General features: G+C 36.1%; 19 protein-coding genes. 14 read left to right on the top strand and 5 right to left on the bottom strand.

Annotated elements, in window-relative coordinates:
* From MB14_RS09465 to MB14_RS09400, 14 genes are all read left to right on the top strand, one after another.
* Positions 1–666, top strand: coding sequence for a sugar transferase (locus MB14_RS09465; protein WP_062591319.1), 666 nt, complete (start codon positions 1–3; stop codon positions 664–666).
* Positions 667–753: 87 nt separating this feature from the next.
* Positions 754–1,881 (top strand): glycosyltransferase family 4 protein, encoded by a 1,128-nt coding sequence (locus tag MB14_RS09460; RefSeq protein WP_062591318.1) that lies wholly within the window; start codon positions 754–756, stop codon positions 1,879–1,881.
* Positions 1,882–1,976: 95 nt separating this feature from the next.
* Entirely contained in the window at positions 1,977–4,547 is a 2,571-nt protein-coding gene (locus MB14_RS09455; RefSeq protein ID WP_062591317.1) for an SLBB domain-containing protein, read from the top strand.
* Between the two features lie 2 nt (positions 4,548–4,549).
* Entirely contained in the window at positions 4,550–5,632 is a 1,083-nt protein-coding gene (locus MB14_RS09450) for a GumC domain-containing protein (protein WP_062591316.1), read from the top strand.
* Between the two features lie 66 nt (positions 5,633–5,698).
* A complete protein-coding gene (locus MB14_RS09445) occupies positions 5,699–6,712 on the top strand; it encodes an NAD-dependent epimerase/dehydratase family protein (protein WP_062591315.1) in 1,014 nt (337 codons plus the stop codon).
* A gap of 9 nt (positions 6,713–6,721) precedes the next feature.
* Positions 6,722–7,630, top strand: coding sequence for a glycosyltransferase family 2 protein (locus MB14_RS09440; RefSeq protein ID WP_062591314.1), 909 nt, complete (start codon positions 6,722–6,724; stop codon positions 7,628–7,630).
* Positions 7,631–7,941: 311 nt separating this feature from the next.
* Positions 7,942–9,105, top strand: a complete 1,164-nt coding sequence (locus MB14_RS09435) for an O-antigen ligase family protein (protein ID WP_062591313.1) — start codon at positions 7,942–7,944, stop codon at positions 9,103–9,105.
* A gap of 1 nt (position 9,106) precedes the next feature.
* Entirely contained in the window at positions 9,107–10,177 is a 1,071-nt protein-coding gene (locus MB14_RS09430; RefSeq protein WP_062591312.1) for an acyltransferase family protein, read from the top strand.
* A gap of 221 nt (positions 10,178–10,398) precedes the next feature.
* A complete protein-coding gene (locus MB14_RS09425) occupies positions 10,399–11,832 on the top strand; it encodes a T9SS type A sorting domain-containing protein (protein WP_062591311.1) in 1,434 nt (477 codons plus the stop codon).
* A gap of 106 nt (positions 11,833–11,938) precedes the next feature.
* Positions 11,939–13,873, top strand: a complete 1,935-nt coding sequence (gene asnB / locus MB14_RS09420) for an asparagine synthase (glutamine-hydrolyzing) (RefSeq protein ID WP_062591310.1) — start codon at positions 11,939–11,941, stop codon at positions 13,871–13,873.
* A gap of 9 nt (positions 13,874–13,882) precedes the next feature.
* The gene (locus tag MB14_RS09415; protein WP_062591309.1) at positions 13,883–15,028 is read left to right on the top strand and encodes a glycosyltransferase family 4 protein; all 1,146 of its coding nucleotides are present in this window, start codon (positions 13,883–13,885) and stop codon (positions 15,026–15,028) included.
* 58 nt (positions 15,029–15,086) lie between these two features.
* Positions 15,087–15,749, top strand: coding sequence for an acyltransferase (locus MB14_RS09410; protein ID WP_281275551.1), 663 nt, complete (start codon positions 15,087–15,089; stop codon positions 15,747–15,749).
* Between the two features lie 3 nt (positions 15,750–15,752).
* A complete protein-coding gene (locus tag MB14_RS19270) occupies positions 15,753–16,907 on the top strand; it encodes a glycosyltransferase family 4 protein (RefSeq protein WP_084376032.1) in 1,155 nt (384 codons plus the stop codon).
* Positions 16,904–18,019: a DUF1972 domain-containing protein gene (locus MB14_RS09400; protein WP_062591306.1), complete on the top strand. Its 1,116-nt coding sequence runs from the start codon at positions 16,904–16,906 to the stop codon at positions 18,017–18,019. Before MB14_RS19270 ends, MB14_RS09400 begins: the two co-directional genes overlap by 4 nt.
* A gap of 3 nt (positions 18,020–18,022) precedes the next feature.
* Here the strand turns inward: MB14_RS09400 and MB14_RS09395 are convergent, their stop codons facing one another.
* The 5 genes from MB14_RS09395 to MB14_RS09375 are packed head-to-tail and all read right to left on the bottom strand — an operon-like array spanning position 18,023 to position 23,260.
* Positions 18,023–18,805, bottom strand: coding sequence for a class I SAM-dependent methyltransferase (locus MB14_RS09395; protein WP_062591305.1), 783 nt, complete (start codon positions 18,803–18,805; stop codon positions 18,023–18,025).
* 26 nt (positions 18,806–18,831) lie between these two features.
* Entirely contained in the window at positions 18,832–19,527 is a 696-nt protein-coding gene (locus MB14_RS09390; protein ID WP_221405476.1) for an acyltransferase, read from the bottom strand.
* The gene (locus tag MB14_RS09385) at positions 19,505–20,419 is read right to left on the bottom strand and encodes a glycosyltransferase (protein WP_062591303.1); all 915 of its coding nucleotides are present in this window, start codon (positions 20,417–20,419) and stop codon (positions 19,505–19,507) included. Before MB14_RS09385 ends, MB14_RS09390 begins: the two co-directional genes overlap by 23 nt.
* The gene (locus tag MB14_RS09380; RefSeq protein WP_062591302.1) at positions 20,403–21,839 is read right to left on the bottom strand and encodes a flippase; all 1,437 of its coding nucleotides are present in this window, start codon (positions 21,837–21,839) and stop codon (positions 20,403–20,405) included. The genes MB14_RS09385 and MB14_RS09380 overlap by 17 nt, the downstream gene beginning before the upstream one ends.
* Positions 21,839–23,260, bottom strand: coding sequence for a capsule assembly Wzi family protein (locus tag MB14_RS09375; RefSeq protein ID WP_132644134.1), 1,422 nt, complete (start codon positions 23,258–23,260; stop codon positions 21,839–21,841). The genes MB14_RS09380 and MB14_RS09375 overlap by 1 nt, the downstream gene beginning before the upstream one ends.
* Between the last annotated feature and the right edge of the window lie 77 nt (positions 23,261–23,337).

The following is a 23,337-nucleotide window of genomic DNA, read 5'->3' as shown; positions in this document are numbered from 1 at the left end:
ATGTATAAAGTATTAAAAAGACTATTAGACATCGTTGTGTCGTTTATAGCAATTGTGATTTTGCTTCCCCTATTAATTCCTGTTATGATAGGCCTGAAGCTTACAGGAGAAGGGTATATATTCTATAAACAGAAGAGAATTGGTTTGAATAATAAGTATTTCTATATACTTAAATTTGCCACCATGCTTAAAGATAGCCCCAATTTGGGCTCGGGTTCTATTACACTTAGAAATGACCCTAGAGTGACTCCTATGGGTGGTTTTCTTCGAAAAACTAAGATTAACGAACTGCCTCAAATATTTAACATTTTGTTAGGAGATATCAGTTTGGTTGGACCTAGACCCTTGGTAGATAGAACTTTTAACGCCTACTCTGAAGAAGTAAGAAAAGTCATTTATAAAGTCAAGCCAGGTTTAACTGGTATTGGCTCTATAGTTTTTAGAGATGAAGAATCCCTTATTTCAAACAGTAATTTAGAACCTCATGCTTATTATGAAAAAGTAATAGCACCTTATAAAGGTGAATTAGAAATGTGGTATCAAAAGAACGCGTCTATGTGGACAGATATTAAAATTATATTTCTTACTGCTTGGGTTGTTATGTTTTCTAAATCTGAGCTACCTTATAAAATGTTTGATTCACTTCCAGATAAGTCAAATTTTTGATTATTAGTTGCACTTAACAAATAATTAATATTCCCGCTTTTTAATACTGTGTTTACTTTCTACCTTTGATGTTCTCAATTGAGTGGTATGGAACAATTTTTTCTTATTGCTGGAACTGCTTTTTTAATTACTTTTTTGATTTTCCCTGTTTTCATTAAGGTATTTAAAAAGCGCAATTATTTGGATACACCTGGTGGACGAAAAATTCATACTGTTCAAACTCCTTCAATGGGAGGACTTCCAATTTTTATTGGATTTGCCATTTCTTTATTGATCTGGATGCCCTTCGAACAATTGCGTGAAATAAAGTATGTGATTAGTGCGCTTACGATAATGTTCATTATCGGTTTCAGGGATGATTTGATAAATCTAAGGGCATTTCAGAAACTCTTTGGTCAGATTGCAGCAATGTTGATCATTGTGGCTGTTTGTGATATTCGTTTAATGTCGCTTTATGGCCTTTTTGGCGTCTATGAAATCCCATTGGTTGTAAGTTATGCGCTTTCGGCTTTTACAATTATTGTCATTACAAACGCCTATAACCTTATAGATGGAATTGATGGTTTAGCGGGCTCAGTTGGCATAATTTGTAGCCTCTTCTTTGGTATTTGGTTTTACCTTATTGGCGCTAGTGCTTATGCTTTTCTGTCCTTTGCCATATTAGGTGGCTTACTGGCTTTTCTTCAGTTTAACTGGGCACCTTCCAAAGTTTTTATGGGAGATACAGGTTCTTTAATGATTGGATTTTTCCTGTCCATCGTTACCATAAAATTCATCGACCTAAACTATAACCTACAAGCGGCACATCCTTTTCGTTTTGATTCGTTTGTTGGACCAGCTGTGGCCGTGCTGATTGTTCCGCTTTATGATACACTCAGAGTGTTTATTAAGCGAATGCTAAGAGGTAAGTCGCCAATGCATCCAGATAGGACTCATTTACACCATATACTTCTACGCCTGGGATGTAATCATGCTCAGGCAACAGGTATTTTGGCAACAGTGAATGTGATTTTTGTTCTCTTAGCGCTGGTACTAAAAAGTTTTCCAGACATGGTAGTGCTTCCAGCATTGATAATTACAGCCCTAACTTTAGGTACAATTACTGAACTCATTTTTAAATCAATGATTGAAAAACGTAAAGAGGAATTAAAAGAAAGAAATAGAACTTATAGAAAGGAGGCAAAAGTGGTCTCTATTTCGAAGTCGGTGGGCTAGTATTTTATCACCGAAAACAATCTTGTGAAAGCTAAACATTTCTATGTTTAGCTTTTCTTTTATCTTGCAATTGATTTAGACAGAATAACCAAATAATGGTGCAAAAAATTAGATCGTACTTTTACATAATTGGCTTACTATCCTTGTTCGTTAGCCAGCCTGTTTTCTCACAAACTATACCGGATTTCAGTACTATAAAAGTAGATGACCTTTCTGATGATCAAATTCAGAATATGATGCAGAGGGCGTCTTCTATGGGCTATTCACAGCAGGACATATACAGCTTGGCACAACAGCAAGGCCTATCATTGACTGAGATTTCGAAACTTGGTCAAAGGGTCAATCAAATAGAAAGTTCACGAGCCTCAATTGCTCAATCAACCCCAATTAAGCGGTCCGTTAGAACTTATGCGGATACAGTTTTTCTGAACAATCAGACTTCATCATCTTCTATGATTTTTGGGCTATCCATTTTTCAAAATGGAACGGCAAAGAAGGGATTTGAGCCTAGTTTAAATATACCCACCCCTCAAAGTTATATTTTGGGTGCCGGAGATGAACTGTTTATTGATATATATGGAACTTCTGAACAGTATTATCAGGCCGAAATCAATGCTGATGGAAATATTATTTTAGAGAATTTTGGCCCAATTTTCTTGTCTGGACTTGATATTAATGCTGCTCAGAATAAGATAGAGAACCAGCTTTCAAAAGTATATACCGAAATGGGAGGTGACTCCCCGTCTACTTTTGTTTCGGTTAATTTGGGGAAAATCCGATCTATCAATATTACGGTGGTGGGTGAAGTCGCTATTCCTGGTACATATACTTTAAGCGCATTTAGTACCGTGTTTAATGCTTTGTATACAGTAGGGGGAGTAACGGAGAATGGAACGTTAAGAAATATAAAAGTGATTAGATCAGGTAAACTGATTACTCAGCTTGATGTCTATGATTTTTTAATGTCAGGAGATAATAAGAGTAACGTAAGGCTTCAGAATGATGATGTTATTATGGTGGAACCTTATACCAATCGGGTTGAGATCAACGGGGCGGTAAAAAGACCAGCCATTTTCGAACTGAAAGAAAACGAATCTCTTTCTGACTTAATTAGGTATGCAGGAGGCTTTACAGAGAATGCTTTTTCTGACCAAATAAATGTGGTTAGAAATGTTGGTAAAGAGAAAGTGGTGGCCGATGTCTTCAAAAATCAATTCGACATTTTCACGCCAAAACCTGGCGATGTTTATCAGGTAAAACGAGTATTGGATCGTTTTACTAACCGAGTTCAAATAAAAGGAGCCGTTTTTCGCCCTGGACAATATTCTATTTCTGAAGAGTTGACTGTCAAAGAGCTTATTGAGAAGGCTGACGGATTGAAAGGGGACGCTAACTTGAGCAGGGCATTAATCATCAGAACAAATCCAGACTTATCAACTGAGAATATCTCTATTAATTTAAAGGATTTGATGGAGGGCGTTTCTTCCGATATTCAATTACAACGCGAAGATGTGGTTCAAATATTCTCAATTTATGACTTAAAGGAAGAGAGTTATGTAGAAGTATCTGGTGAGGTGAATTCTGGTGGGGTTTTCAGGTTTTCAGACCGTATGACGATAGAGGATGTTTTAGTAATGGCCGGAGGCTTTAAGTCTTCTGCTTCAGCCTCTAAAATTGAAATTACTCGAAGATTTGGTGATGCTAAGGCAGGTAACGTTTCGGAGGTGTTTGTGGTAGATGTTGATAGAAATTTGTCTCTTAATGAAGAGGATAACGCTTTTGAACTTCAGCCTTTTGACCATGTTATTGTCAGGAAAAACCCTGATTTCTTTGTTCAAAAATTTGTAGCTATTGAGGGCGAAGTTGCCTACCCAGGCAATTATGCAATAAAGAATCAAACTGAGCGAATTTCAAGCTTGCTTGAGCGTGCCGGTGGCGTTAATCAGTATGCTTATATAGAAGGGGCTACATTACTCAGAAAGACCGAGTTTCATTCAGAGATCAGTACTATCGAACAAAAGGTTCAAGCCTTAGAAGCATTACTTAATCGATATGCTGAAGCAGATCCATCATTATCTGAGTCTGAGTTAGCACAGGTGGCTAGACTCAATCAACAACTAAATGAGCTTGATAAGCAGAGTTTGGATATTGAGGGAGATCCTTTCTATGCTAAAAAGGAAAGGCTCCGAGAAATCGTACAGCGAAATGCGCTCTTTGGTGATGTACAGCTTGGTAACTCTGATGCAATTGGTATCAATCTAAAAAAGATTTTGGAGGAGCCTAACTCTAAATATGACCTTATTCTTGAAGAAGGTGATGTGTTAGTTCTGCCTAAGCAACAAGAAACCGTGAGGTTAAGAGGGCGAGTGCTTTATCCAACCACTGTGGTTTATGAGTCTAATCGAAACTTGAAACACTTTATCAATTTAGCAGGTGGCTTCGGTAATAGGGCTCAGCGTAAAAACACTTATGTTATTTATGCCAACGGAAGTGTGGCTAAAACCAAAAAGTTCTTGTTTTTCAAAACCTATCCTCAGGTATCTCCTGGGGCTGAAATTATTGTACCTGCTAAACCACCTAAACTACCCGTTGCAATTTCAGAAGTAGTAGGAATAACTAGCGGACTGGCCACTTTAGCACTTCTTATTAGTCAGATTAATTTTTAGATATGATGGATAAGGCTAATAACTCCTACGAAGAGAATATCACTTTAGCTGTTTTAGTTCAGCGTATAAAAAATTGGATAGCTTTTATGTTTTCGGCTTGGAAGAGAATATTCCTCGGTACTCTCTTTATTGGTGCGGTATTTTTTCTTTATCAGTTTGCAAAAAAGAACAGTTACAGGGCAGAGACAACATTTGTACTAGAGTCTGAAGGAGGTGGTATCGGAGGGCAGCTATCCTCTTTGGCTAACCTAACAGGAATTAACCTCGGTTCTATGTCTGAAGGGAGTAGTCTATTTCAAATTGACAATATCATTGAACTGTATAGATCTTATAGAATGATGAGAAAGACTTTGCTTACTGAAGTTGAAGTTTCATCAAAAAAGCAACGACTAATAACTCATTATATTGAGGATGCTAAGTTGTCTAAAAAAATGAGTAAGGCTGGAATTAATTTTGAAGTTCCGGATAATCAGATAGAGATCAGGCATGACAGTGTTCTCAAAGAGGTAGTGGAAGATATTCTGAAGTATAATCTTTCTGTTACTAAACCGAGTAGAAAACTTACTATTCTAAGTGTAGTATACTCTTCTAAAAATCAAGAATTTAGCAAGGTGTTTAATGAAACTCTTGTTATGCATGTCAATGAGTTTTATTTGGATACAAAAACCAAAAAGAGCGGAGATAATTTAGGAATACTTGCTTATCAAACCGATAGTGTGAAAAGGGTATTGGATAAAACACTAGCCGATTTGGCCGAATTTGAAGAGAGACATCCAAACCTGAATCCGTTGAGAGCGAAAGAGCTCTTACCATATCAAAAACTTCAAATTGATGTTAGAGCGTCTGGAGCCGTATATGAAGAATTGGTTAAGAATCTAGAGATTGCCAAAATAAGCTATCGTAATAATCAACCATTGATTCAAGTGATTGATGAGCCAGTTTTACCTCTGAATAACCAAAAAATGAAGTGGTATAAGGCTTTAGTTATTGGGTTGGTGATTGGGGGTGTTTTTATGGTCTTTTGGGTAACCATGAGTTACTTTTACAGATTAGCTTTGAGAGAGGATAAAGAGTCAATCGAATAACCTTTTATCCATTTCTATTTCTTCTATCTTTGAACTCCTATATTTAAAACTGTTTTGAAGCAAAAAATGCGAAATATTGTTATTACTGGCATAGCTGGGCTAATTGGAAGTAGAATGGCAGACTGGATAGCGGTCAACCATTCAGAATACAATATCATAGGAATAGATGATTTGAGTGGCGGATATATTGAAAACGTTAATCCTAATGTCGAATTTCATCAGGTTGACTGTAAATCGGCAGAGTTAAAAGAGATTTTTGCTAAATATAAGCCTGAAATTGTTTACCACTTTGCGGCATATGCAGCCGAAGGACTTTCTCCATTTATAAGAAATTTCAATTATCAGAATAATCTTTTATCAACCTCTAATATTATCAATGAGTGTATTAGACATGGAGTTCGAAGGTTAGTTTTTACCAGTTCAATGGCTGTTTACGGTAACGGAACCCCTCCTTTTGATGAACAAGATACTCCCGCGCCAATAGATCCTTATGGAATTGCTAAATATGCTTGCGAAATGGACATCCAGGTAGCAGGTGAACAACACAGTTTGGATTGGTGTATCATACGCCCCCATAATGTTTACGGGATAAAACAAAATATTTGGGATACTTATAGAAATGTCCTCGGTATTTGGATGACCCAATACCTAAATAATGAACCCATGAGTATTTTTGGCGATGGTGAGCAGAAACGAGCATTTAGTTTTGTGGATGATTGCCTTGAGCCTTTGTGGAAAGCAGCTACTGATGAGCGTGCTTCAAAAAAGATAATTAACCTTGGCAGCTCTGTTTACCATAGTATCAATGAGGCCAATGAAATACTAAAACGTGTGATAGGTAATGGTGAAACCATATACAAAGAGGCACGCCATGAAGTTAAAAATGCACACCCAACTTGGCAAAGATCTGTAGAACTACTGGATTACAAGGATAATACATCGCTGGAAGAAGGCCTAACCATAATGTGGAATTGGGCTAAAAAACAACCTTTAAGAGAAAGGTTTAGATGGTCCGAATATGAACTTGAGAATGGCATTTATGATTTTTGGAAAAAGCCAGAAATAGTAGCAAACGCATAAATATTTCATATGCTACCCTCGTTAGCCATAGTTATTGTAAACTGGAATAGCTTTGATGTAACACGTAACTGCCTTGCTTCATTGAGTGATATCGACTATCCTGATTACCGTGTGATAGTAGTTGACAATGGGTCGAATGATGGTTCGGGTGATAAACTCAAATCTAAATTTCCTGAAATCGTTCTTTTAAAGAATCAAAAGAATCTTGGTTTTACTGGGGGGAATAATACGGGCATTGAATTCGCACTGAATGAGAATTTGGAATTGGTAATGCTGCTGAACAACGACACGATTGTTACGCCTGATTTTGCTAGCAGCTTAGTGGCAGTTTTACAACAAGATTTAAACATAGGAGCAATTCAGCCAAAGATAATGTTCAACCAAGAACGAGAAGTCATTTGGAATGCAGGAAGTTCATTTTCAAAGGTTTGGCATTTGACTAAAACTATTGGAATGGGTGAAGCCGACAAGGAGGCTTATGATGAACAGATGGAAATTCCTTGGGTGACAGGCTGCTGTTTTTTGACAAAATCTTCAATAATACGCCAAGTAGGAAAGCTAGATGATCGCTTTTTTATTTATTATGAAGATACTGATTGGTCATTTAGAATTAAGAAGGCAGGGTATAAGTTAGTTTATGAGCCTTCCTCTAAGATATATCATGAAGTAGGTAAGTCGAATGATAACCGGGAAACTTTTGGGGAGGGTAATCTGTCACCATTTTCACACTATGTCAATATCAGAAATCACATTTTTATAGTGAGACGATATGCCAAGGGTGTTTTTTTTATTACCTCAATGCTTTTTCAGGTTTACAAGCTTACTGGCTACTCATTATACTTTTTAATCAGAGGCAGATTTAAAAAGCTTAAGGCCTCATTTCGAGGTTTTTATCATGGCCTAACATTTCAAGTTTGAATTATTCCGTATGATTCCTAATTGCGAGAATTCCTGTAACTTGAAACTAGCTTTAATATACTTATGGGTGTCTTGAATGATCTGTCTTGCTAGTTTTATTCTTAATATTGAGCCTTTTTTTAGTATGGGGTGTGATCTATTGCGCTCAACAAATCCTATTTAAAAGGAATCTACATTTCCTCATTTATTTTCTTTGCGTTTTTCTCCCTTTTTATGTCACCCTACAGGCTTTAACCTACCAACAAACTGGGTCTCCATTATTGGTGAGTTTAATCACTTATTTAAAAGAGATAATGGTGTTTATAACATTGATGTCTTGGCTGTTATATAGAAAGAATGTCTTCACCACTCCCATTCAATTACAAGCCACTGACTACTTATTTATAGTATTACTTGCGTATGCCTTGTTATATGTCTTCCTACCTATCGGAGGTGTCTCATTCCTGAATAAACTGCTGTATTATAAGAATATTCTGATGCTTGGCCTCATGTACTTCCTCGGAAGACTAATGGTGTTGGAGTCCTATCAGGTCATGAGTATTCTAAAAATAATTCTGACTGTGACTGTTTTGGCTTTTGCATTAAACCTATTTGAGAAGGCGATAGACACCCATTTTCAAACATTTATTGGTTATGCAAACCTATATCAGGACATCAATGGTATTGAGCCTGCTGGAGTCTATGGGTTGACTTATACTTTTGGTGCAGAGAGTGGGGCCAAGCGCTTTGCTGCTTTTTTTGCCAGCCCATTGGGTTTGGCAGCAGCCATGCTGATTAGTTTTTCTACAGCGCTTTTCCTTTTTCTCAATAGTAAAGTCAAAGGGAGACGTTATCAGTATGGAATCTTGGCAATGATCTCAATAGGAAGTCTTCTTTTTGCCTATTCTAGGTCGTCTCTTATGGGGCTATTTTTGATGATCTTCTTTATCGCAATTGTTCTTGGTTATCATAAATTCATTCTGTACGGGGTCATGATAGTATTTCTCTTTTTTGGAGCAATATTTCTGTTTGCGGGAGACGATTTACGCTATTTTGTAATTGACACCCTTAGTTTGGCAGATGCATCTAGTTTAGGACATGTTGTGGAGTGGCTGGAAGGAATAAATAGTATGGTTTCGAACCCTATGGGTATTGGTTTGGGCACCAGTGGGAACGCAGGGGGAGTAAATGAAGAGTTAAAGATTGGTGGAGAAAATCAATTTATAGTTTTTGGAGTACAACTGGGAGTTCCTTTTCTAATACTCTATATAGCACTCATTTATTTCTCAATTCGGTCATCAATAGAGTCTTATAAATTAAAGGGAAGTGTATACGATAAGGCAATACCCTTTATAGCGGCTACATTTAAGTTTGCTTTTATTATCTCTCTAATGACTTCTAATGCGGAAACATATCTATATGTAGCTTATATATCTTGGTGGATGGTAGGTTACAGTGTAAAAAATAACGATAGGCCCCAATCTATCACTGTTTAATATGGAAAAAGGGAGACTAGAAGAACTAGATGGCTTGAGAGGAATTTTTGCTTTAATGGTCGTTTGTTATCACTTCTCAACTGGGCCTCAGTTTGATCCTTTAGGATACACAGCAAACTTTGTCTTTCGTCACTCTTACATCTTTGTCGATTTCTTTTTTGTGTTAAGCGGGTTTGTCATCGCTTTTAATTACTCTGGGAGACTTTCTTCAAAAAAATTATTCTTGATTTTTATTAAAAAAAGGTTTGTAAGGCTTTATCCGTTGTTATTCTACTCAGTTTTGGTTTATATTCCTTTAAAGGCTTACGGGATTTTCACAGGGTTTGAGTTTAACGATGGGGTATACTCTGTCAATAATTTGATATTTGAAACGCTGGACTCACTTACATTTATGAACTCTACCCCCATACTTGGTAGCAATGAAGGAATGAATCCAGTAAGTTGGTCTATTTCGGCAGAAATGATTTCTTATGTGTACTTTGGATTGATGGTTCTTTTGTTGATCAAGAGACATATGATTGCTATCACTTTAGCGACCATTGTAACTTTTGTTTTTTTCCTTCAATATGGGCATCTACAAGTTGCTGGCTCATTGGGGTTTTTACGTGGTATTTTGGGCTTTTCTCTTGGCGTTATAGTGAATAGTCTCTATCAAAGATTTCCATCTCAATTTAATGGATGGGAGTTACCTTATTTGGCTATACTTGCTCTGCTTTTCTATTTGGTAGATTTAGAAATAAAACAAGAATTAATTCTTGTTTTCCCTTTTTGGTTTGGCCTAGGGGTTTTTATTTTCTCTAAATCAGATGGTTTGATTTCCAAATTCTTAAGAATCAGAGTAGTTCAATTTTTGGGAAAAATTTCTTACTCCATTTATTTGAATCATTTCTTAGTGCTCTGGGTCATATACTTTCTTTTTTGGAAAGTGTTGAAACTTGAAGTGAGCGAGTCTGTGATATGGATTGGCTTTATATCAACGATTATCATCACCATTGTTTATTCATTTTTCACTTACAGGCTTATTGAAGTTAAGTTTGGAAAGTGGTTGAGAGGGAAAGCTATTAAAGAATAATGGACTCTAACCTGATAAGCCAGTACTTCTTCTTTCTGTTTTGACCTTACCATTTTTAATTTAGGAGCTAATGATATACCTACTGAGCTAAGAATCGGCCAGAATTATCCTCCTCGTAATAATAAAATTCAGAATATATGTAGTGCAAATAATCTATAATAGAGTTAAGGAACGTATAAATATGGTTTTGACAAAGTAGTTAATTCCACTACATTTAAATTATGATTATCAATTGGTTTCAAAAGGAGAGGTTTTTGATATTTCTCCTTTTGATTTTTTCTTCGTTTTGTGCTCAAGGTCAAACTAATTCAGAGCAAATATATCTTGGTAATGAGTTCAAGTTTGATGCTGGATCAAATGATTTTTTTGAGCTAGAGAAAGTAGGTGAAAATAGGATAGTTGTTTTTAGAAAGATTCGAAATAAACCAGAATTCAAAGCTTATGTTGTATTAATAGATGATGACAACAATTTTATCTTGGATGCCGATGTAGAGGAAAATTCTCTTTCTGGTTTCTGGTCAGGGTCTATTATACCGTTAACGGATTCCACATTTGCCGTTGGGCGTACATTCTTTAAAATCAACAACGATAACCTAATTGAGAAGCAAGCTGAACTTCCAATCTCCTGTAATGGTTGCGGAACTAATATCATAGGCCCATATTCGTCAGATACTGTTTTAGTTAATCACGATGGAAATTTGGCATTGGGCACGGCCCTTGATGGTAAAATTCATTCGCTAACAAATTTTTCCTCTCCTGCATTCTCAGTGTATTTACCTATTCAACTTGGCAATAGAAAGGTGGTGAGTTGTACAGGATTTGGGTCTTCATCAATTGGGTGCTTTGTTACGGAGGTAAGTGAAGGGAATGCCTATTACGGGGATGAGTTTAAAATTTGTGAAGAAGGTGAAGATTGTTATGTGATGAGTCAAAATGTATACTCCATTGACTCTAATCGCTTTGCCGTGGTTTATTATTTGGATAAACAGTCTTTCATGAAGATTGGCATTGTTGAGGGCTTAACTATAAGTTATTCTTCACCAATATTTATTTCTGATTTTAACAATTCTGGACAGCCCATAACAAATATAGATGTAGCAGCTCTATCAGAAGAAAGCCTTGTTATTATTTATAATTTTGGTTACACAGGGCCTGGATATACTAGGTTAATAAAACTTGAAGAAAACAACACTACTTCGGTTTCTGACCGATACCTATACAATAATGTTGGGCCAGAATTGGGACATCATGTAATCCCCCTTAGTTCTACTAAATTTATGATTCAGTACTATGGAGGAAACCCTGTTTACAATTTTAGTGATGGACGTTCATATTTTCATGATGGTTTTTTTAGGCTGGGTAGTATTGATAGCCAAGAAAATGTGGATTCAATTGTTCTGGGCTTGGAAGATGAGAAAGAGGGTCGTTTGTTTAATGTTTACCCGAACCCTTCTGACGGTCAATTCTGTATTAGTCAGCCAATCACTAAAAATTATAAACTGCAAATAAATAATCTTAGCGGACAAACCATTCTAAGTTTGGATTTGAATTCGGAAAAAGAATGTGTTGATCTTGGGAGTTTTCCCACCGGAGTTTATATCATTAACCTGAGCAACTCTCATTCCTCTGTCACCGGAAAAATTATTATAAAGTGAGTTATCAGTGTTATTTGAGAACGGAATTTATGACCAATGTTACGAATTCCTGTTTCTTTTTTGAAAAAGGTAATTAACAACCAGCCTACTCATATATCTTTACCCCATGTGTGGAATAATCGGAGTAGTTGATTTTAGAAACACAATTTCTGTGGAGGAAGTTGTTGTAGCAAGAGATTTAATGTTGCGGAGAGGCCCAGATGATTTTGGTTTAGAGTCTTACTCATTTAATAATTGTAAGGTACATTTAGGGCATCGCAGATTATCTATTATTGATTTATCAGTTGCCGCAAGGCAACCATTTGTGAGTCAGGATAAAAAATGGTCGATAGTTTTTAATGGTGAGATTTATAATTTCCGTGAGCTAAGAGAAGAATTGCGCAACCTTGGCCATTCTTTTAATACCAACAGCGATACAGAAGTAATAATAAATGCCTTTGAAGAGTGGGGAGTGCACTCAATTTCAAAATTCATCGGAATGTTTTCCTTAGCAATTCTGAATGCTTTGGATAACAAGTTATTTCTTGTACGAGACAGATCTGGGGTTAAGCCACTTTATTATCATCATACCGAGGGGAAATTGATATTTTGTTCTGATCAGAAATCAATCTTGAAGCTATTAGGCACCGAAGCTAGCCTTAACCTAGCAAATATTCCTTTCCACATGCGCTATGGATATTTAAATAGCAATAGAAGTTTTGTAAAGGAAATTAACAAAATGGAGCCAGGAACATTAATCTCCTTTTGCCTAAACACGAATACGTTTGAGCAAATTAAGTATTGGGATCCAATATCGTTCTTCCTGAAACCAAAGAATATCTATAGTTCAACAAACCAGTATATAGAAGAGCTTGAACCTATCTTAAAATCTGCTTTTAGTTATCGAATGGTAGCAGATGTACCCGTAGGCGTATTTCTGAGTGGAGGATATGATAGCAGTATACTTTGTGCACTTCTTAAGCATCAAGGCCATGACTTCAAATCGTTTTCAATTTCATTTGAAGATAAGGCCTATGATGAGGGACCGTTTGCCAAAAGGGTATCTGAATATTTAGAGATTCCACATACCCAATATAAGTGTACGGCAAGCGATGCAAAGGCACTAATACTAGAATTGATAAATATTAACGATGAACCTTTAGGCGATATTTCTTCTATTCCTACGACTTTAGTGAGCAGGCTCGCTTCACATGAAGTGAAAGTTGTTTTGTCAGCGGATGGAGCAGATGAGATATTTGGTGGATATATTAAATATGGCCGCTCAGTGAAGTTCTCCAAAAAGCTCAAGATGTTTCCGATTCAGGGAAGAAAATACTTATCTCGGGTTTCAACAAAAAACTTAGAGTCTTTAGGGTCGATGCTATTGGGCAGAAAACTCGGACATTCTCGCATAGAGAAACTTAAGAGAGCTTTATTGAGTCAATCTGCAACTCAGTTTTGTGATGAGCTAGCCACAGAATTCGTCCATCCCTTTTTCAACCCTGAATTCGTGAATGAAACATCTCTGTCCTTCTTCGAGGATGATATTAGAGCAAATTTATTTCAAATTGATGATCTTATAGACCAAATGTTAGCTTTTGACTATATAAACTATCTTGAAGGCGATATTTTAAAAAAGGTTGATAGGGCTACAATGTTCAATTCCATAGAGGGGAGAGAACCTTTTTTGGATCATAGAATATTTGAATTTATGGCCTCTGTGCCATCTAACTTAAAAATAAATCAGCAACTGCAGAGCAAAGTGTTATTGAAACAGATTACTCATAAATACCTCCCTAAGAATATGATGGATAGGCCAAAAATGGGTTTTGAAATACCAATCCATAATTGGATACATGAAAAGGGGGAACTCAGAGATGTTTTTTTTGATGCGATAAGTAATCAACACTTAAGTGAATTTAAGATTTTCGATTTGACAGAAATAGAAAAATTGAAGAATCAATACTTAAAAGATGGAGTCTCTAGCTTTCAAGCCCTCTGGAATCTTTTTACCTTTAGCCACTGGTATGCAAACTCCACCCTTAAAGGTGTTAGCCCTTGATATAAATTAATGAAACGAGTATTAGTTGACGTAGGGTATCTAAATACGGCTGTTGGCGGAATAGGGACTTATATAAATCAGATTTTAGGTGAAATTGAATCACAGGGTGAGAAAAAATTCAAATATATATTAACACCATCTAAAAATAAGGTCTCAAGGTCTATCTACTTAAATGAAAAACCAGATAGGATAAAAAGTGTTCTCCATCATTTAGAATATTTTTTAAGAAAGCAATTTGTGTTGCCCGTACTTTGTCTCTACTATAAGGTGGACCTTTTACTAGTACCAGATTACGTTGCTCCCTTCTTCTGTTTCCGAACAAAAAAAGTTATAGTTCTACACGATGCCTTTTTCTGGAAATTTCCTAATAATTACAATCCATTATGGAGAAGGTATTTTGTTCAAATGATTAAACTGGGACTGAGAGGAAAGGCTGGAGCAATTACCACTTCAGAATACACAAAGAATGATTTAGGCAATTTCTTACCGATTAAAACCATCTTGAAAGTAGTATATCAGAGCCCTAAACTTTTACCGAAAAATGAGCATAAGGTTGAACTATTAGAAATGCAGTTGAATCGCAAAGAATACATTCTACATGTTGGCACCTTTGATCCGCGAAAAAACCTTCCTTTGCTTATAGCTTCTTTTAATGATCTTATTAAATCAGATAGTAAATTCGAAAATATCAAATTAGTGCTTGCTGGAGCAACTGCTGAAAGCTTAAATCAAAACGTAATTTTAAAAATAAGGCGATTGATATTGGAGTTTGGTATATATGAAAGCGTTTTTATCACTGGGTTTGTAAATGATAGTACCCTTGCATCGCTATATCGGAATGCATTGATTTATGTGTTTCCTTCAGTTGATGAGGGTTTTGGTATTCCGATTGTCGAGTCATTTTCTGCAGACCTACCTGTGCTTGTTTCTGATAAGGGTGCTTTGAAAGAGATAGGTGGAGATGCAGTATTAGTGTTTAACTCATCGGATAGATTAGACCTAAAATTAAAGATGGAAAGACTTTGTCAGGATGTTTCTTTGAGAAACTTGCTAATCCATAATGGTAGGATGAGGCTAAAAAAATTCACGCGAGACAATTTCTTCAAAGACTTGGAGGATGCAATTGAAGAAATTTCTTTAGAACTAAAAAAGTAATATTACCCAATTTTGACACTTTGAATCAATGCTAAACTATTTGTTTAAATATGTTAAGATGGATGCTTCTGGGAGATATGGGGAAAATTGGGGAATTAAGGATACCATTTGGTCCCTAGTTCGTCTGTTTGTTAGGTGTCTCAGAGGTAGGGTGGTTTCTCTTTTTTTCCGAGAGAGGAGAGGCCTTTCTTTTATTGGTAGACATACAAGAATAATAAATAGATCATACATATCCGCTGGACGAAATTTTGTTGCTGAGGATGGTTGTGAAGTAAACGGTAAGTCTTTACGAGGCCTAAAGTTTGGTAATAATGTGACGATCGGAAAGTTCGCATTAATTAGAGCAACAAATGAATATGGTGGTGAGCCGGGCGTGGGACTTGTTATTGGAGATGATTCTAATATTGGCCCATACTCTTATATTGGATGCTCTGGATTTATAGAAATAGGCAAGAATGTTATGATATCTCCTCGGGTCAGCATATATGCTGAAAATCATAATTTTTCATCAACACAACAGCCTATGAAAAAGCAAGGTGTGACTAGGCATTTTGTAAGAATTGAGGATGATTGTTGGATTGCTGCTAATAGTATTATTCTTGCCGGAGTAACTATTGGTCAAGGATCTATAGTTGCTGCAGGGAGTGTAGTAACCAATGACGTTTTACCATTTTCAATCGTAGCTGGTAATCCTGCTAGATTAATTAAACAAAGAAAATAATTCATGGCCACAGTTTTATTTTTGCACTCAAGTAGCGATTTGTATGGTTCTGATCGCAGTTTGATAAGAACGATTGACGCTGTTTTAGAATTAGGACATAGTGTATTTGTTTGCCTTCCGTATCAGGGGCCTTTGGTCGGATTACTTCGTAAAAAGGGTGTTATAGTTTATGTTTTTAGCCTCGGGGTGTTAAGAAGAAAGTATTTTAATCTGATTGGTGTCTTTGCTTTTATTTGGTCCTTTAGTTATGCTTTTTTTAGAGTATTAGGCATTGTACGGAGAAACAAAATTCGGTTAATCCATAGTAACACTAGCACTATATTGATTGGTGGGGTAGTGTCTAAGTTGTTAGGGGTTTCGCACATTTGGCATGTTAGAGAAATTCTTACCAGTCCAGTTTTTTTAAGGAAGTCGATTCACTATTGTCTAGCAAATATGAGTGATAAGATTGTGGCTGTCAGCAGGAGCACATTGGATCATATTTTTCTTGATCAACCATCAATAATAAATAAGGCTGTAGTAATTAACAATGGGTTAGAAATTGATGGATATCTTGGCGGAGATGGAAGACAGCTAAGAGAGGAATTAGGGCTAAATGAGAATGACATTCTAGTCGGTATGATTGCAAGAGTAAGTCATTGGAAGGGTCAAGATTTGTTTTTGAATATAGCAAGAAAGACATTTTTGGAATTCGATAATGTTTATTTTATTGCTTTAGGAAGTCCATTCCAAGGTATGGAGAACTTAATGGATTCATTTAGAAAGGAAGCTGTATCCTTACCTGTTGATAGATTCTTTATACATGAATTTTCAGATAACGTTAAAGACTATCTTGCATCATTTGATGTATTCATATTGCCAAGTACACAACCAGATCCCTTGCCAACAACTGTATTGGAGGCTATGGCGACTAAAAAAGCAATAATTGTTAATGGCCATGGTGGAAGTACGGAGATGATAGAGCACAAGAGGTCGGGGTTTATAGTATCTACTCCAAATGATTCTGATGAGTTTTTGATGTACCTAAGAGAGTATATTAAATCCCCTGAATTAAGAGAGGAAATGAGTAAGGGAGCCTTCGATCGAGTTAATAAGGATTTCTCTGTTCAATCATACACTCATAATATTCAGAAGCTATTTAAACAGTATTTAAATTGAGAGTATCAATTATAGGCACCAGAGGTTATCCATATGTTTACAGTGGGTACGAAACATTTATTAAAGAGCTTGTCGAAAGACTGGTAAAAAAAAATGTAGAAGTAACTGTTTATTGTCATCGTAACCTTTTTAAAGATAGGCCTAAGGAAGTGAATGGTGTCAAGTTGGTGTACATACCAACAATAGAAACCAAGTCATTGAGTCAGTTAATTCATTCTTTTTTCTCTATGACCCACGCCTGTTTGAGTAAAACAGATGTGGTTTTTGTTGTGAACTCAGCAAATGGTCCATTTGGCTTAATTACCCGTCTGTTTAGAAAGCCCACTGCTATAAATGTGGATGGTTTAGAATGGCTGAGGCCAAAATGGAAAGGTCTAGGAGCGAGCTATTTTAAATGGGCTTCGAGGCAAGCAACAAAGTGGTATGATGTGATTATTAACGATGCCGATGAAATGCGTAGGATATACCTTGAACTGTTCAATCGTGATTCTGAAGTAATCGCCTATGGCGGAAATATAAAATATTCTAAATCGCCAGAATTAATTGAAGAGTGGGGACTCGAACCTGGTGGTTATTATTTAATTGTTGGGAGGTTTATTCCAGATAATAACTGGGGAGTAATGATTGAGGGATTTCGAAAGAGTAATTCAAAAAGAAAGCTTGTTATAGTAGGAGACGTGCCCTATCAAGATGAATACTCATCAAAGTTGAAAGCCCTTAGTCAAATTGACGACCGACTTATTTTTACCGGTTTGGTTAGGAATCGTGATGCCGTTGCTGAGCTTTTTCATAATGCATATGTTTACATGCATGGTCATGAGTTTGGTGGAACAAATCCAACAATGCTAGAGGCTCTGAGCTTTGGTTCAGCCATAATAGCATTAAATACCCCTTTCAATAGAGAAGTACTTCAGAATGAAAAGTATGGTCTGTACTTTGAAAAGAATGAGACTAGTGTTCAACAATTGGTAGATAAAATAGATGCTGAATTTGAACGGGTTCAAAAAATGAAGTCTACTTCTAGAGAAGGGATCACAGAAAAGTATAACTGGGATTCAATCACGGATAATTACATAAGAGTATTTGAAGATTTAACTAAGAAGGCTGGTTAAATTCTACTTTTCGAAATCAAAGTATTTGTCCGCCTTGTGCCTCATTTTCAATTTCTTGTAAATACGTTTTTTAATAGGCGATAAGAATCTAAGCTTATCTTTTATGATGTGAATAGAATGTAGTTGTGCCACTTTAAAAGAATTACGTGCTGATTCGTTTACTTCAGTTGGGGTATTCTGATTTCCACTTACTTTTATTAAAGCTAACCCTCCCCACATTTCTCTATTATTCCCATTATGCCAGAATGAGCCTGTTATATAATCCAATTCTACATATTCAATATTGTCATAGCTAGAATAGTCAATGTCCTTCATTCCCTTACGGCACTGCGGGTTATAACTGTCATGCATAAGTATGACTAAGTCATTCTTATGAGGGTAATCGAGAATCATCTTTAAATCATCATGCACTCCTTTTCTTGAGTGGTCTCCATCCACCAAAACAAAATTTAGTTTTTCACCAGCTTCCTCAATATTTTTAAATAGATCATGAAGTACATTCACAGACTGATCAACAATGAATTCTACGTTATCAAACAAAGGCTGAAGCGTTCTCTTGGGTTCTGGACTAATGTCTATAGAGTAAACTTTCTCAGAGAATTCACTAATTACTTGTAAACTACCTCCCTGATAAGTGCCTATTTCTACAGAACAATTGGGTTTTAAGTGTTCAAGTAATCCAATTAACGCATATTTCTCGGATCTAGACATTTGCCAAACCAAATCGGTATTTACTCGAAAGGAAGAAATAAAAGGTAGTCCGTTGTCTTTATTAATTTCAGTCATGATTTATTTAATTGATATTTCAAATATCAGGCTTCCCATTCAATATCTGAAGCTATTTCTTTTGCTGGATTTCCACCAATAATTGAGTTAGGTGTTGCAAGTGCCTTGTTAATAATGGAGTTTGTAGCTATTACGCAGCCTTCAAGGATTTCACTTCCTTTGAGTATCGTGCAGCGCGAACCTATCCATACCCTATCTCCAATTTTTATTTCTTTGTCGGGGTTGGTGATACGCCCTGTTTTATCTTTTATTTTATGGAAGTCTGTATCCATAATTTGTACTTCCCAAGAGATTAAACAGTCGTGGCCAATGGTTATTTTTTTATGACATGCTATGGAAGACTCTGCAGTTACTAGAAGGTTGTCGCCAATAGTTAGTGTGGCCCTTTCACCCACACTAATTTTACAAGCCTGACCGAATTTAGCCCTATTTTCAAAAATTAGTTTACCCCTTAGTTCTAAAATACTTCTTGAATTTTTTCTATCAAATATACCAATCTCACCATAACCAATCCTTATCATGCCAGACGCAATTTCACCCTTAATCGTAATGGATCCTTTTAAATCCATCAAATAAACTTTCTGGCTAATAAATATGGGCAATTTGATTGCATCTCTGAATGGAAGATACTTGAAGTTTACTAGTAACGTTTTAAAGTTGATTTTGGAAAGAGCAGAGATTAGACTAGCCATATATGTCTTACTTAATACGGAGTTCTTCAAAGAGTCTTCTTCTATATAGCTTTTGCTTGAAGTAATTTAAGCTTCGACTCCTTAAAAATTGATCAAAGATATCTTTTTTGTCCGAGTCCATTAAGTCCTTATGAATATCATAAAAGGCCTCTGCAATTTCAAATTGATTTTTCATATGAAGCTCGGGATTTAAAATGTCTTTAACATTTTGCAACCGTCTGTCGATAAGGCTACGTTTCCTTGTCGAATAGAATGCCTGATTGTTTCCGTGAATCCTGTAATCATTGTAGGATTTGTCTATTCTCTTTGTTTTACCAAAAGTAAAGGCTGCTATGGCTAACCAGTGGTCATGGTAACTTTTGATATTTGGAGGCATGCTCGCTAAGTATTTAGCTAGAGCAGGATTAAACGCTGAAGCGGCACCTGTCACGAAATTACCAAAAAGCAAAGAATGAAGCGTGTGTTCAAACTTTTCATATCCGAATTGTGACCAGAAAGAAGGGTTAATAACATTGTTTTCTTTATCAATAACCCTCATGTCGCTATAAACTAAAATAGGAATTTCAGCGGAACTAGTTAAAGAAATCAATTCTGATTTAAAGCTTTGAATTTTTTCAGGGTGCCAAATATCATCCTGATCACTAAGGGCAATTAAGTCCGCATCTAAGTTTTCATTCAACGCGTTTTTTACATTAGAAACAACTCCAATGTTTTTTTCATTAAAGTGTAGATTGATTGGTGCATGAACACTTTCAGCAAGAGCTTTCAACTCTTGCTGAAAGTGTTGTTTTGAACAATCATCATAAATTTCAATTGACTCAATATTTCTTTGATCAGCAATACTATTAAGCTGGTTCTGAATAAATTCTGAACCGTTATAGGTAATCATGATTACGCGTATATCACTATTTCTTTTTTCCATTTCTTAAGAAGGTGAATGAGTCAATGATAAGCTTCTCCTTAAATATGTAATACTGTATTAACACATATACCAGAGAGCACATTGAAATTGCCAAAATAATAATTGTCAAGCTGTGCTTTAACTGACTCTGTAAAAAAAGAACAATGGGAACGAACGGTAGTACCGCCAAGCCTGCGGTTATCAATTTTTTCCAAGGTAGGCTTAGTAAAATATATCTTGGAATGAATATGAAATAACAAACTGTAACGATTAGTTCTGTTGCTGCATTGGAAATTGCAGCACCAGTACTACCGCTCTTAGGTACTAGAAGGAAACAGAGACCAAAGAAAAGACACATACCCACAACAGTAGAGATAAAGAGGCTTTTGTTTTGGTTAAGCGGGAGTAAAACCTGAAATGCCGCAAAATGGCCGAAACCAATAAACAACGGAAGAAACGCTAACGCTGCTACATCTGGTGCTGCTGGCATGAATTCTTCACCAGAAAAAAGAAGAATTGTTTCTGTCCTCAATAGGTAAATACCAAGACACATTGGAATGGCTAAAAAACTGATAAAGGAAAAAGATTTTTCGTATAAGGACTGTTGTGCCAACTGATTGTTAGATTGAATCATGCCCGTAATCTTTGGTAGAGCAACTATGCCAAGGCTGGTTAAAATAGGAATGGAGACTTTAGATAACTTTACTGCTGCAGTATAATATCCCACTTCTGTTGTGTTACTCAAGAACCCAAGTAAAACACTATCTAATGTAGTGTAAATAGTTGTTGCTATGGTCATACTGAGAATTAATACAAGGGGGCGAAGGTGTTTTTTAGGTATTATTTCTCTAAAATCCAGCTTGACATAACGGAATAAGAAAAAGAAGTTCAGCACGTAGTTTCCAATGTATAAGAATACTAAGAAAAAGAGATATGCGGTTATGTCATCAGAATTTCTAACCGTTATGAATAAGAGTATAAATGCAACCGTTTTAATTAACCCAGACCGAATTGCTATTATTTTAAATTGCTCTTTTCCACTAAAGAACCAATCCACATTAAAGGCACTCATAACAATGAGTAAACCCGCAAGCAAATAATCAGCTTGATTTTCTCTAAACTGACCAATTATCATTATAGAAGAGATATAAATGACAAGAACAATTATCATATTCACGGTAGAAATCAGTAATAACTCCGTAGTAGCCTTATTCAGTTTGTCCTGATTATCCCTAGCTTCACTTATTACTTTAACTCCATAAATGGGTATACCAAAAGCTGCCAAAAGGGCAAAATATTGAGCGTAAGAAAATATAAATTGAGTTTGGCCTATGCCGTCAGGGGATAATATTCTTGCAGCGTATGGGAATGTGAATATGGGGAATGCAATGTTCAATAATGAATTGAACAGATTATAACCGTAATTACTTTTGATTGACATTAGAATATGTAGATCAAATCCAAACCAGCAGAAATGTTAATCACATCTTTTCCTGGAATGAAAAATTGAGGTGTCCTCAGTTGATCCAGTATTTGATATTGATAGTTCAATGATTTTATAACTCCTAGTTTTCCATCGATAATAAGATCGTCAAACTGCCAAGTTGCTTTAGCAAAAGCACTGATGTCGATCCAGTGTCGCCTTGGGTCTTGAGTTATTGTAAATAAATCAATATACAAGTCATTGTTATGAACATATCGTTCTAATTGGAGACCTAGTTTATTGATTCCCTGTACCCAATTCACATTAAGTGTTTGAGAGTTTCCACTTGGGCCTATTCCGGCTCCCATTACTTCACCATAATTCGTGTAGCCCTGTCTTACCCTGCTATGGATATAAAAAGTACTTGCATTACGTATAATTCGATTTGCACTTTGTTGAAGAATTGTCCATTCGAGGTTTCCTTCAATGAACTCATTAGATTTTCCCTTGTAAGAGAACAATTTATTAAAGCCGAACATAAATCCGGCAGCATGGCCAGGTTCTAAAAAGAAGTCTCTAAAATTCCATGAAGCATCGTTTCGTGCAAATTCAAAATAAAACTCACTTTTAGTTGAGGTCCAAAAATATCTCAAAAATACCGAGGCAAGCTGATCTCTAACAATGTCATCAATCTTATCATTTTTTCTGAACACAGACCCTAGTGCAGCTAAATAGTCATTATTTTGTTTTGCTGTTTCACTATACTGTTGAACAACTCTAGTGAGCCCCAGTGATAAACCTGGAATCCACTTTGGCTGATAACCAAGCATTAGACCTGACATATACCTCCAATCAGGATTTTTAGGGTCCCTGACGAAACTACCATTATATGTAAAAAATGGTCTTGGAGGAGTGTGTCCAGAATTTTCAAGTTTTGCGCCTATCAGCTGCCACTCAAATGATCCGATGGGAGTTTTAACTGGCTTGCTTGAATTAAAAGTGAGGTGCTTGAAACCGCGGGCATTGTTAGACATTACCAATGAATTTCTTTTACCGGGCCCCCACTGAATGTTTTCATTAGATAAGCCAAAAGCAACAGGTCCAAATTCTAATTTTATAGAGCTTTGCCCCCACATAACCTCGCTGATACTTTTTTCACCAAACCTCTCTGGGGTGTCAATATAATTAAGTTGGCTTCTGTAATAATTATACCAAATAAGGTCGAACGCTTCTAATGGAAAACCGTCATACTCCTTATTCTGGGCGTATAGATATTCAGGATAAAGTTGAATTTTTAATGGTCCTACTTTGGCCGAAAAACCAGCACTAATCATTTGCTGATAGCCACTTGCTGGAAGGATACTTCCATTATTCCATCCATAGGGTTGTTTCTGGTTATAGACAGATTTAGATAAAACAGGAAGTAATTGTACATTCATCCACTTGTTTTTTTGAAAACCAGTAGGTCTCGTTTCTTCATTTAAGCCGAACAAGGGTTTTGAAAAACTTTCAGAGT

The sequence above is a fragment of the Roseivirga ehrenbergii genome, assembly GCF_001593005.1.
Taxonomy (GTDB): domain Bacteria; phylum Bacteroidota; class Bacteroidia; order Cytophagales; family Cyclobacteriaceae; genus Roseivirga; species Roseivirga ehrenbergii.
This window is presented reverse-complemented; position numbering and strand designations above follow the sequence as displayed.